This window comes from Flavobacterium anhuiense (assembly GCF_004151235.1).
Taxonomy (GTDB): domain Bacteria; phylum Bacteroidota; class Bacteroidia; order Flavobacteriales; family Flavobacteriaceae; genus Flavobacterium; species Flavobacterium anhuiense_A.
This window is the reverse complement of sequence record NZ_JUIV01000002.1, coordinates 261,294-273,834: the sequence shown is the minus strand read 5'-3', so window position 1 is coordinate 273,834 and position 12,541 is coordinate 261,294. Positions and strand designations below refer to the sequence as shown.

General features: G+C 34.0%; 10 protein-coding genes. 5 read left to right on the top strand and 5 right to left on the bottom strand.

Annotated elements, in window-relative coordinates; all coding sequences use genetic code 11:
* Positions 1 to 12: 12 nt before the first annotated feature.
* From NU08_RS04040 to NU08_RS04030, 3 genes are all read right to left on the bottom strand, one after another.
* Positions 13 to 1,344, bottom strand: a complete 1,332-nt coding sequence (locus tag NU08_RS04040) for a TolC family protein (RefSeq protein WP_129745968.1) — start codon at positions 1,342 to 1,344, stop codon at positions 13 to 15.
* A 93-nt stretch (positions 1,345 to 1,437) separates the two neighbouring features.
* A complete protein-coding gene (locus NU08_RS04035) occupies positions 1,438 to 2,037 on the bottom strand; it encodes a TetR/AcrR family transcriptional regulator (protein ID WP_129745967.1) in 600 nt (199 codons plus the stop codon).
* Between the two features lie 108 nt (positions 2,038 to 2,145).
* Positions 2,146 to 2,667, bottom strand: coding sequence for a YceI family protein (locus NU08_RS04030; protein WP_129745966.1), 522 nt, complete (start codon positions 2,665 to 2,667; stop codon positions 2,146 to 2,148).
* Positions 2,668 to 2,931: 264 nt separating this feature from the next.
* Between NU08_RS04030 and NU08_RS04025 the strand changes: the two genes are divergently transcribed.
* Together NU08_RS04025 and NU08_RS04020 are read left to right on the top strand one after the other, a co-directional pair.
* Positions 2,932 to 3,906 (top strand): polyprenyl synthetase family protein, encoded by a 975-nt coding sequence (locus NU08_RS04025; RefSeq protein ID WP_129745965.1) that lies wholly within the window; start codon positions 2,932 to 2,934, stop codon positions 3,904 to 3,906.
* Between the two features lie 75 nt (positions 3,907 to 3,981).
* Entirely contained in the window at positions 3,982 to 4,335 is a 354-nt protein-coding gene (locus tag NU08_RS04020; RefSeq protein WP_008466146.1) for a hypothetical protein, read from the top strand.
* A 28-nt stretch (positions 4,336 to 4,363) separates the two neighbouring features.
* Here the strand turns inward: NU08_RS04020 and NU08_RS04015 are convergent, their stop codons facing one another.
* Together NU08_RS04015 and NU08_RS04010 are read right to left on the bottom strand one after the other, a co-directional pair.
* Positions 4,364 to 4,930, bottom strand: coding sequence for a hypothetical protein (locus NU08_RS04015; RefSeq protein WP_129745964.1), 567 nt, complete (start codon positions 4,928 to 4,930; stop codon positions 4,364 to 4,366).
* Positions 4,931 to 4,993: 63 nt separating this feature from the next.
* Positions 4,994 to 5,545, bottom strand: coding sequence for a hypothetical protein (locus tag NU08_RS04010; protein ID WP_129745963.1), 552 nt, complete (start codon positions 5,543 to 5,545; stop codon positions 4,994 to 4,996).
* Between the two features lie 117 nt (positions 5,546 to 5,662).
* Here NU08_RS04010 and NU08_RS04005 point away from each other — a divergent pair, with 117 nt between their 5' ends.
* The 3 genes from NU08_RS04005 to NU08_RS03995 all read left to right on the top strand — a co-directional run bounded on the left by NU08_RS04005 (position 5,663) and on the right by NU08_RS03995 (position 12,496).
* Complete coding sequence (locus NU08_RS04005) at positions 5,663 to 8,440, top strand: 2-oxoglutarate dehydrogenase E1 component (protein WP_129745962.1); 2,778 nt, start codon at positions 5,663 to 5,665, stop codon at positions 8,438 to 8,440.
* Between the two features lie 97 nt (positions 8,441 to 8,537).
* Positions 8,538 to 9,788: a 2-oxoglutarate dehydrogenase complex dihydrolipoyllysine-residue succinyltransferase gene (gene odhB, locus NU08_RS04000; RefSeq protein ID WP_008466142.1), complete on the top strand. Its 1,251-nt coding sequence runs from the start codon at positions 8,538 to 8,540 to the stop codon at positions 9,786 to 9,788.
* A gap of 218 nt (positions 9,789 to 10,006) precedes the next feature.
* Complete coding sequence (locus NU08_RS03995; RefSeq protein ID WP_129745961.1) at positions 10,007 to 12,496, top strand: TonB-dependent receptor; 2,490 nt, start codon at positions 10,007 to 10,009, stop codon at positions 12,494 to 12,496.
* The last annotated feature ends 45 nt before the right edge of the window (positions 12,497 to 12,541 follow it).

Below are 12,541 nucleotides of genomic sequence, written 5' to 3'. Positions count from 1 at the left end.
TGTAATAATTTGTTATTTAGTAAGAGATTTAAGTTCGCCTTTTGATTTGATTAGAGATATTTCGGCAATTTTATAATTTAAAACCGCTCTTGTAAAGTTATTTTGAGCTTCAAGTGATGCGTTTTCTGCGTCTAGCAAATCGGTTAAAGATGCTAAACCTTGAAGGTAATTATTTTTGGTATTGCTTAGAATTTCTAACGCTAAACGCATATTTTCTCTCTGATTTTCAATAGTTACAAGATTATTATTAATCTGTGTCATTGCATTTCTATAATCTAAATCAAGAGAAAGTTTAGTGTCTTTGATATCTTCTTGCAGTTCTCTAATTTGAACATCGGCTTGTCTAACTTTTGCACGAGTTCCGAAACCTGTAAAGATTGGCACGTGTAAGTTTAAAGCAATAGCTGAGAAATCTGACCAATACACTCCTTTTTCTGGTTTTGCAAACCAAGGCATTTCAGGTCCTTGTCCGATATAATTGTAACCCGCAGATAATGAAAGTGTAGGATAATAACCCGCTTCAACAGCTTTTTTATTGAATACTAAAAGTTCTTCTTGTTTTTTCAAAAGCAAATATTCTGTTCTGTTTTCAATATTTGGCTCTTGTGTTAAAGCAGCTGGCACAACTTCAAATTCTTCTTTTGGCATCACAATTTGAGTTTCTATAGGCATACCCATGTAAAACTTCAATGCATTTTCCTGCAACTCGATTTGATTTTTAACCTGCTGACGATCTGTATCAATGTTAGACAGTTTTACGATAATACGATCCAAATCAATTTTTTTAGCCAAACCATTATTAAACTGCCCTTGAACAATATCACGAACTTTTTGTGTATTTACATAGTTGCTATCTAAAAGAATAAGTCTTTCTCTTTGCACATAAACTGAATAGTAGTTATTTGCAACTCTCTCAATAACTTGTTCTTCAGTTAACTGGTCGTTTATTTGATAAAACTCACGAGTCGTTTTTGCTGCTCTTAAACCTGTAAAAACGGACTGATCAAATAATGCTTGAGTCAAAGAAATCCCTGCAGTTGATGTCCATTTTTGGCCAAATGCTGCCTGAATCGTAGTTCCTGGTGCGCCAAATGCAGCTCCATCAATAACTGTTGTCTGAATTACCGGATTATATGTTAAATTCCCGTTTGCACTAATTTGCGGTAAAGCTCTCGAACGTATTTCCTGAATCTGATACTCACTATTTTCTACCTGAAGTTTTGCTTTTTTAGCGTCAGCTTTATTTTGAAGCGCATAATTAACAGCATCTTTCAAGGTTAAAGTGGTTTGTGCGTTGACAGACAAGCCAATGGTGCACAAAAATATAAGAAGGATTCTTTTCATAAGTAGTTATTATTTATTTTTAAAATTTGAGATGGCATCGTCATTTCATCTTTTACAACTCTCTCAGAAAAATGACGACAATTTGGATAATAATTAATTGCTAATCTTTTTTAATTGTTTTTCTAATTCCTCTACCCCCTTTTCAGTCGCCATTGCACGAGTATGATACTCTAAGGCTTCCAGCTCTATTCTTTGCGCTTCACTTTCAGAAACCGTATTTTCGTTTATATGAAAAACTAGAGTGTAATAAAATTTAACGTAAACCTCTACATTTAGATCACTTCTATAAAGTCCCTCGCGAATTCCTTTTTCAATATTTTCTCTAAAAAGCTGGGTACACTGATCAATTTCGAAAGACAAAATATTCTGATAAATCTCAGGATAATGCTTTTTCAACTGATAGATTGGTGACGTATCTGTATTATTTTTAAACATATCACGAAACATTTCTCTAATCTCAAAATTTTCATGAATAGCATTATAATTCTTTGCAATAATGGTATCCATAATTTCGTGTACCTGACCGTGAACTAATGAAGTGCTTTCTTCAATCAGAACTTCCTTATTGCAGAAATACTTGTAAATCGTTTTTTTCGAAATACACATCTCACCCGCAATATCATCCATTGTAACACTCTTAAAACCAAGCTTTAAAAACAATTCGCTTGCTTTTGCTATAATCTTCTCTTTCATTTTAAATTCTCGAATTGCATCACAAATATACTTTGGAAACTAAAATTAAAAAAATAGTTTCCTGTTTATTTGTAATAATTTTACATCAATTTATTGATTTGGTAAGATTTATATGCTAAATTCTAAATTTGCGATAAGTTTAATGTCTTTACCTAAAGCGGCGCCTGAAGCGTGATTGAAAGAGCTGTAATCTAAACCAAAGTCTTCACGTTTGATGTTTCCTTTAATTTCAAAAGCTACTTTCTTTTCTCCGTTATAAATATTTTCTCCAAGAAATTCAGCATCTAACTCCACTACTCTGGTAATATCTTTTATAGTTAAATCTCCTTTGAAGAAATTGATGTTTCTATTTACTTTTTGAAATGAAGTCGATTTGAAGCTAATAATTGGATGCTCATCTTCTTCAAAAAAGTCTTGAAGCTGTAAATAAGCATCTATAGATTGGAAACTTTCATTTTTGTTATTGATATCTAATGAGAATTCTACAGAAGCATCTTCAATCTCGTTATCTTCAATATTTACATACCCATCAAATTTATTGGCATCTCCTCCTAAATAAGCAGTTCTTGATCGTCTCATTTTCAATAAAACATCTGACTGGCTAGAATCTAAAGTCCATTTTGTTTTCATAAATACCTGATTTAATTGATTTTACAAATCATTAAAACTTTACACGGAAACTTTTACAGTGTTCTCAGTTTCCATTTTAATGTTGCAAATATAGACAGGAAACTCTAAATACCAAAAAAGTTTCCGAGTTTTTTAGATTTTTTTTTAACATATTAAAAATGAGAACGGTTAAAAGCCATTTTAAAGCCCGACAAGCTTTTAACATTTCATTCTTAGAAATTCATATTTGAATTGTATCTTTGAGCCGCGAAATCAGAATTTATTATGCACGATATAAGTCAGTACCAAGATTTTTTTATTAATTATCTACAAAGCCAGAACATACATAAAGACCCTAAAAATCTTTACGAACCAATAGAATACATTTTAGGACTAGGCGGAAAACGTATCCGTCCTGTTTTAACTTTAATGGCTGCAGAGGTTTTTGACACTGATTATTCGGTTGCGCTTCCGGCAGCAATGGCGGTTGAAGTTTTTCATAACTTTTCGCTCGTTCATGACGATATTATGGACGATGCGCCTTTGAGAAGAGGACAAGTTACTGTGCATGAAAAATGGAATCTAAACACTGGAATTCTTTCTGGAGATGCCATGCTGATTTTAGCTTACCAGTATTTTGAGCAATACGAACCAAGTGTTTTTAGAAATCTTGCCAAATTATTCAGCAAAACAGCTCTTGAAGTTTGTGAAGGACAACAATGGGATGTAGATTTTGAAACTCGTAAAGATGTTACGATTCCGCAATATCTTAAAATGATTGAATACAAAACGGCTGTGTTGGTTGCTGCTGCCATGAAAATGGGTGCCATTGTGGCTAAAACTTCTGAAAAAGAAGCTGATTTAATTTACGATTTCGGATTAAATTTAGGATTAGCATTCCAACTTCAAGACGATTATCTAGATGCTTTTGGAGATCCAGAAACTTTTGGAAAACAAGTTGGAGGAGATATTATAGAAAATAAAAAAACATATTTATATCTAAAAGCCTTAGAGTTTTCTTCTGATGAAAAAGCTTCTGAATTAGAAAAATTATTCACGCTTCAACTGGAAGATAATACAGAAAAAATAGCAACCGCTAAAGCCATTTTCAACGAATCCGGAGCATCAAAAGCCACTCAGGAAGCAATCGAAATGTACACTTTTAAAGCTTTTGAAACGTTAGAAAAAATGGAAATAAGCAATGAGAAGAAAAACGTTTTGAGAACTTTCGGAGAAAATTTAATGGGACGTAAAGTTTAAAAACTAGCAATTCAAAAATCAATTTCAATAACAAATTCTACAATCATAAATCAGCAATCTAAAATCTAAAATCATATGTTTGTAGCACCAACAAATACCGAATCATTATTAGCACAGGCGCAAGCAGAGACTTTATATCTGAGTCTTATTGAACAGCTTAATAAAGATTTTAATTTAGCGAATGAAGGAATTGATTTTCCAATGAGCATTTCTCCAGATGAATTAAAAATTCAGCTTCACGAAAAAGTCTATAGAATGATTCAGTATAAATTTGCTGAATATTTAAATCTCCTTTATATCATTGACGTTCCAGAAAATGAAATCAAACAACTTGATGGTTCAGATTTAGTCATTTTAGCAGAGCAAGTTGCTTTTTTGATCTTAAAAAGAGAATGGCAGAAGGTTTGGTTTCGAAATTATTACAAATAAGGTTCTAAGGTGCTGAGGCACTGAGGCTCTAAGGTTTTTTCTCATTGGGACTAACGATACTTTCCAATCTCTCCAATTCATTAATTAGTCCAAAACCTTCCGTATTTATTTTACTTCCTATAATCTGAAAACGAGCATTTTTAAAGCAAATCTTTGCTATACCAACTGTTTTTTCATTTTTCTTAAAAATAAAAACATCCTTATACTCAGCAATACAGGCACAGGCATCATTTTTTAATGAATCCTTTTCACTAAATATATTTTCAATATTTTTTTCATCTTTACTCGATAAGTTAGATTTTTTGTAATTGTGATTTAGAAGTGTTTTTTCAAAATCTACTTTTGGAATATTATCAGGAAAAGTATGTATGTAGATATTAATTAATTCCTTTTCTTTTTCAGTTTTGTTCTCTTTTCTAATGAGCTTAAAAAAATTGTCATCAGAAATGTCCAAATAATAATGATCAATTTTATCTGCATCAAAAAAAGGTCGTAATTCTTTCTTTACAACCTTCTCTTTATTAATATCCGCTCTTTTAGAATTGTTACAGCTTAAAAGTACAATTGCCGTAATTATAAAAATAAATTTCTTCAAATTTTCGTTTTTAAAACCTTAGAATCTTAGCATCTCAGTCCCGATAGCTATCGGGATAGCAACTTAGAAATACACTCTCACAAAAGGCATAAATCCAGAGCCGTAAAGACTTTTATTAGGATCATAAAGGACATCGTAACGTGCTCCAATTGTTACATTTTTTGTTCTATAACCTGCTCCTAGATATAAAGCTGTGTTCCAATAAGAATCGGAAAAACCTGGTTGATAATAATTTTCTTCATAATCGGTATCAACCCTAACCTGTTCCAATTCAGCTGATAATTGGATTTCGGGAATTGGATTTACCAAACCGATAAGGCTTCCTCCCCAAACGAAAGATTCGTAATAATTTTTTTGATATAAATAGCCAAATTGAAGACCCGCTCCAACTGCTAGAATTTCGTTAACATTGTAAATGGCGCTTGGCATTACCGAGATATTGGTATATCCTGAACCAAATCCGAGACCTAAACCACCTCCAAATTGAACTTTATCCCAAAAATGGTTACTATTGTCAATGACATATTTTTGTTGTGCAATACTATAACTTGAAAATAAGACAGCCAAAATCACAAAAAAATATCTGCAATCGATTGAAAATTGAATTTTATTCATAGTTAACGTTTATTTTAACAAATTTTTACGTAAAAGTACGTAAAAAAAAGATTTAAATAAATGCGATTGTTGTACTTTTGCCTTTCTATATAACAAAAAAGTATATTCACTCATATTATGGATAGGTTTTCATTTTTAAACGCAGCGCATACTGAGTTTTTTGCACAATTATACGATCAATATTTAGTTAACCCAGACAGCGTTGAGCCTAGCTGGAGAAGTTTCTTTCAAGGTTTTGACTTTGGGCAAACGACTTATAATGACGAAAATCCGGTGCAAACGATCGTTGAGTACGTGACTAGCGATAACACAGATTACAGTCAGATTTCTGAAAAACTAAAGAAAGAATTTAACGTTCTTAAATTAATTGACGGATACCGTACGCGCGGGCATTTATTCACGAAAACAAATCCTGTTCGTGATCGTAGAACTTCATCTCCAACTTTGGATATTGAAAACTTCGGATTATCTACAGCAGATCTTTCAACTGTTTTTGACGCTGCTCAAACAATCGGAATGGCGCCTTCTTCATTGCAAGATATCGTAAATCGTCTAAAAACTATTTACTGCCAGCATATCGGTATTGAGTATATGTACATTAGAAATCCTAATGTTGTAAAATGGATTCAGGACAAATTAGCTGTAAATACAAATCAGCCTAATTTCTCTACAGAGGAAAAGAAAATAATCTTAAATAAATTAAACGAAGCCGTTTCTTTTGAGAATTTCCTTCATACTAAATATGTTGGACAAAAACGTTTCTCATTAGAAGGTGGAGAATCTATCATCCCAGCTCTTGACGCTTTAATTGAGCAAGCTGCAGAAAAAGGTGTTGAACAATTCGTAATGGGAATGGCTCACCGTGGTCGTTTGAACGTTTTGGCAAATATCTTCGGAAAATCTACTCAAGATATTTTTGGTGAGTTTGATGGAAAAGACTACGATCAAGAGTATTTTGACGGTGACGTAAAATACCACTTAGGTCTTACTGCAGACAGAAAAACAAGATCTGGAAAAAGCATCAATATCAATTTAGCGCCAAACCCTTCTCACTTAGAAACTGTTGGAGCGGTAATTGAAGGTATCACAAGAGCAAAACAAGAAAGACATTTCCCAGAAAATATTTCAAAAGTATTGCCAATCGCTGTTCACGGTGATGCGGCTATCGCTGGTCAAGGTATTTTGTATGAAATCATTCAAATGTCTTTATTGGACGGATACAAAACTGGTGGTACAATTCACATCGTAATCAACAACCAAGTTGGTTTTACAACAAACTATTTAGATGCTCGCTCATCTACTTACTGTACAGACGTTGCGAAAGTAACGCTTTCTCCAGTATTACACGTAAATGCTGACGATGCAGAAGCTGTTGTTCACGCGGTATCTTTTGCATTAGATTACAGAATGCAGTTTGGACGTGACGTATTTATCGATTTATTAGGATATAGAAAATACGGACACAACGAAGGTGATGAGCCACGTTTTACTCAGCCTGTTTTATACAAAATCATTGCTAAACATAAAAATCCAAGAGACATCTACGCAGAAAAATTACTTTCTGACGGTGTAATCGATGCTTCTTATGTAAATGCTTTAGAAAAACAATACAAATCTGCTTTAGAGGAAAATTTAGAAGCTTCTCGTAAAAAAGATTTAACCATCATTACTCCATTCATGAAAAACGAATGGGAAGGTTTTGTTCAGGTTACAGACACGCAAATGCTTCAAAAAGTTGATACTTCTTATCCAAAAGAAAAATTAACTCAAATTGCAAATGCACTTTCTAATTTGCCTGAAGACAAAAAATTCATCAGTAAAATTCAAAAATTAATCAACGACAGAAAAACAATGTTCTTCGAAACTAATCTTTTAGATTGGGGTATGGCTGAGCATTTAGCATACGGATCTTTATTGCAAGAAGGTTTTGATGTTCGTATTTCTGGACAAGACGTAGAAAGAGGTACTTTCTCTCACCGTCACGCTGTAGTTAAAGTTGAAGATTCTGAAGAAGAAGTAATCTTAATCAACAGCTTAGAGGACAAAAAAGGAAACTTTAATGTTTACAACTCTCACTTATCTGAGTACGGAGTTTTAGGTTTTGATTACGGATATGCATTGGCAAGTCCAAAAGCTTTGACAATCTGGGAAGCACAATTTGGAGATTTCTCTAACGGAGCTCAAATTATGATTGACCAATACATTTCTTGTGGTGAAGATAAATGGAACAACCAAAATGGTATTGTTCTTTTATTACCTCACGGATACGAAGGACAAGGTGCTGAGCACTCTTCTGCTAGAATGGAGCGTTACTTACAGCTTTGCGCAAGACATAATATGTATGTTGCAGATTGTACAACGCCTGCTAACTTCTTCCACTTATTAAGAAGACAATTGAAAACAAATTTCCGTAAACCGCTTGTAGTATTTACTCCAAAAAGTTTACTTCGTGACCCAAGATGTGTATCTCCAGTAGAAGATTTAGTAAACGGAAGTTTCCAAGAAACAATTGACGATACTACAGTTAACAAAAAAGATGTTAAAACTTTAGTTTTTGTAACTGGTAAATTCTACTATGATATTACTGCAGAAAGAGAAAACAACGGAAGAAAAGACGTTGCTGTTGTTCGTATTGAGCAATTATTCCCTTTCCCAGTTGAGCAGATTAAAGAAATCATTGCAAAATATCCAAATGCTGATGATTATGTTTGGGCTCAAGAAGAACCTAAAAACATGGGAGCTTACAGCTATATGTTAATGAACTTTGATCTTGTAAAATGGAGATTAGCTTCATTAAAAGCATATTCTGCTCCTGCATCTGGAAGTTATACACGTGCTAAACGTCGTCATGCAGATGCAATTAGAATGGTATTCGATAAAAATTTATTTAGATAATTAAAAAATAATTGTTTCAAGTTTCATGTTCCAAGTTTCAAGTCTAACAACCTGAAACATGAAACATGAAACGATAAAAACCTTAAACAAAAACAAGATGATTTTAGAAATGAAAGTCCCATCACCAGGGGAATCAATAAAAGAAGTTGAAATTGCAACTTGGTTAGTAAAAGACGGAGATTATGTAGAGAAAGATCAGGCTATTGCTGAAGTTGATTCAGATAAAGCTACTCTTGAATTGCCTGCTGAAATGAGCGGTGTAATTACACTAAAAGCTGAAGAAGGTGATACAGTTGCAGTAGGTGCTGTAGTTTGTTTAATTGATACAGATGCTGCTAAACCAGCAGGAAGCGGATCTGCAGCTCCAGCAGCAGAAGCTCCAAAAGCTGAGGCTCCTAAGGCTGAAGTAAAAGCAGAAGCTCCAAAAGCTGAGCCAGTTCAAGCTCCAGCTGCTACAAGCTATGCAGCAGGAACTCCATCTCCAGCAGCAAGAAAAATATTAGACGAGAAAAATATTGCTCCAGCTTCTGTAACAGGAACCGGTAAAGGTGGTAGAATTACTAAAGATGATGCGGTAAATGCTACAGCTGTAGCTTCAATGGGAACTCCAACTGGAGGAAACCGTGGAACTGAGCGTACAAAATTATCTATGTTACGTCGTAAAGTAGCAGAAAGACTAGTTTCAGCTAAAAATGAAACAGCTATGCTTACTACTTTCAACGAAGTAAACATGACTCCAATCAACAATATTCGTAATGAATACAAAGATGCTTTCAAAGCTAAACATGGTGGTTTAGGTTTAGGTTTCATGTCATTCTTTACAAAAGCAGTTACAAGAGCACTTCAATTATATCCAGATGTAAACTCTATGATCGATGGAGATTACAAAGTAGGATACGATTTCTGTGATATCTCTATCGCTGTTTCTGGACCAAAAGGATTAATGGTTCCTGTTGTTCGTAACGCTGAGAATTTAACTTTCCGTGGAATTGAAGCTGAAATCAAAAGATTAGCTTTAAGAGCTCGTGATGGTCAAATTACAGTTGACGATATGACTGGAGGAACTTTCACAATCACTAACGGTGGTGTTTTTGGAAGTATGTTGTCTACTCCAATCATCAACCCTCCTCAATCAGGAATCTTAGGAATGCACAACATCATCGAGCGTCCGATTGCTGTAAACGGAAAAGTTGAAATTCACCCAATGATGTATGTAGCTCTTTCTTACGACCACAGAATCATCGACGGACGTGAGTCGGTTGGTTTCTTAGTGGCTGTAAAAGAAGCTTTAGAAAACCCATTAGAATTGTTAATGAATGGCGACGCTAAACGTGCTTTAGAGTTGTAATTTTTAAGTAATTTTGACAATATAAAGGCCTGTTCTTTCATTAGAACAGGCCTTTTTTTTGCTTAAAATTAGCTTAAGATTGGCTTAAGATGTTAATTTTTTGCATTAATGAAAATTTTAACCTTTAAAAAATAATTTATTTAGAATAAATAAAAACAACTTGTTTGATTGCCCTCCAGCAATTAAATTTGCACTATCAAAATTAATTCTAAATAAAAATGAAATTAAAATTTACGATTTCGCTCTTAACTTTATGCTTTGTTCTATTTGCAGGAACATCTGTTTTAGCACAGGAAAAAGCGACAATAAAAGGTCAGATTAGTTCGGATAGTGGAACAGCAGATAACATATCTGTTGCTTTAAAAGGAACAAAAATCGGAACAAACACAGACACCAAAGGTAACTATGAAATAAAGAACCTAAAACCAGGAACTTACATTATTAGAGTCTCAGCAGTTGGATTTACATCTAAAGAAAAAAGCATTACGCTTAATAGCGGAGACGAATTAATTGAAAATTTCAGTATTACCTCAAACTCTGAGCAGTTAAGTGAAATTGTAATTAACGGAAACGGCAGAAAAAACCCTCTTGCTCGTAAAGAAACACAGCAAGTATCAAGATTACCCCTTAAAAATCTTGAAAATCCACAAGTATATACTACAATTACAAGCGAACTTTTAAAAGAGCAAGTAGTTACAAACCTTGATGATGCTCTTAAAAATGCTCCAGGATTAAATCCGTTATGGGCTTCTACAGGTCGTGGAGGTGATGGAGCAGGATATTTCTCTTTACGAGGATTCGCTGTACAGCCAACAATGATTAACGGTTTGCCAGGTTTAACAAATGGAAGTTTAGATCCTGCAAACATCGATAAAATTGAAGTAATTAAAGGGCCATCTGGAACTTTGTTCGGAAGCAGCCTTATTTCTTATGGCGGTTTAATCAACATGACTACTAAAAAACCTTACGACCGTTTTGGCGGAGAAGTAACTTATACAGCTGGAAGCTACGGTTTAAACCGTGTTACTGCTGATGTAAATACTCCATTAGATGAAGAACATAAGATTAACTTCCGTCTTAACACAGCTTATCACACCGAAAACAGTTTTCAAGATGCTGGATATAGAAAATCTTTCTTCTTTGCCCCTTCATTATCTTATGAAGTAAACGACAGACTTTCATTTTTCATCAATACTGAATTCATGAAAAACGAAGCTACGAACCCAACTATGCTTTTCTTAGACAGAGCTGCTCCATTAAGAGTTCACAATATTGACGAATTGGGTTATGATAACAAACGTTCTTACACAAGCAACGAACTTGCAATTGAAACGCCTTCTTATAGTCTTCAAGGACAAATGAACTATAAAATCTCTGACCAATGGACTTCTCAAACAGTTGTTTCTAGAGGTTCTTCGAAATCAGAAGGCTACTATACTTATCTATATGAAGGAACAAAATCAATTCCTCAAATCACTGAAGGAATTGTTTTAGGACGTTCCATGAATTACCAAAACTCTACAACTTTAACAACAGATATTCAGCAAAACTTCATTGGAGATTTCAGAATCGGAAGTTTAAGAAATCGTATTGTTGCTGGTTTAGACTACTTCAATAGAGGACAAATAGATAACGGATCTGGATATGTAAGAAATGGAAATGTATATATTGGAAACATGGATTTAGCAACCGTAAATCAATACGTATTTAAGATTACAGATCCAAAAAAATATATCACAGATGGTGATAGTGGTAATTTAACGAAAGCTGGCTCAGACAAACTTTTAGCTGAAGCAGCTGCAAATAACAACAAAACTAAACAAGAAGTTTTTAGCGCTTATGTTTCTGATGTTATCAACATTACTCCTGCATTATCAGCAATGGGAAGTTTACGTGTAGACCGTTTTATGACAGCTGGAGATGTTACAACAAAAGCAGATGATTATAACCAAACTGCTTTTTCTCCAAAATTTGGTTTAGTTTACCAGCCAATTATTGATAAGGTTTCAATTTTTGCAAACTACATGGACGGATTTGCAAACTCTGCTCCAACAAGCGATATTTTACCTGACGGAAGTTCTAGTCCAAGAACATTCAAACCAGAGCACGCCAATCAATTTGAAATCGGAACCAAATTAAATGTTCTTAAAGACAAATTGTATGCAACATTTAGCTATTATGATATCCAAGTAAAAAATCAGGTATATACTGTATATGGAACTAGTGGTTCTGTCAACACTCAAACATCTTACCAAAACGGTGCTCAAAGAAACAAAGGTTTTGAAGCAGAAATCGTGGCAAGTCCAGTTCCTGGTTTAAACATTGTAGCGGGTTATAGCTATGTAGATGCAATCTTAAATGCGGGAGATCCTGATTTCGTAGGACACAGACCGGAAAGTTCTGGACCAAGAAATTCAGCAAACTTCTGGGCAAGCTATAAATTCTTAGAAGGAGATTTACAAGGATTTGGTTTAGGTTTTGGAGGAAACTATGCTGACAAAAACCTAATCATGAACAGAACAATTACAGGTCAGTTTACTATACCATCTTACACGGTTTTAAATTCATCTATTTTTTACGGAACAGAAAAATATACATTGACACTTAAACTAGACAACATAGCAAATGTTGACACTTATGATGGATGGTCAACTATTCATCCAAGAAACATGAGAAGTGTTGCTGCTAGTTTCTCTTATAGATTCTAATAAAAACAACAAACACCTTCCTTTATCGGAAGGTGTTTTTTAAAT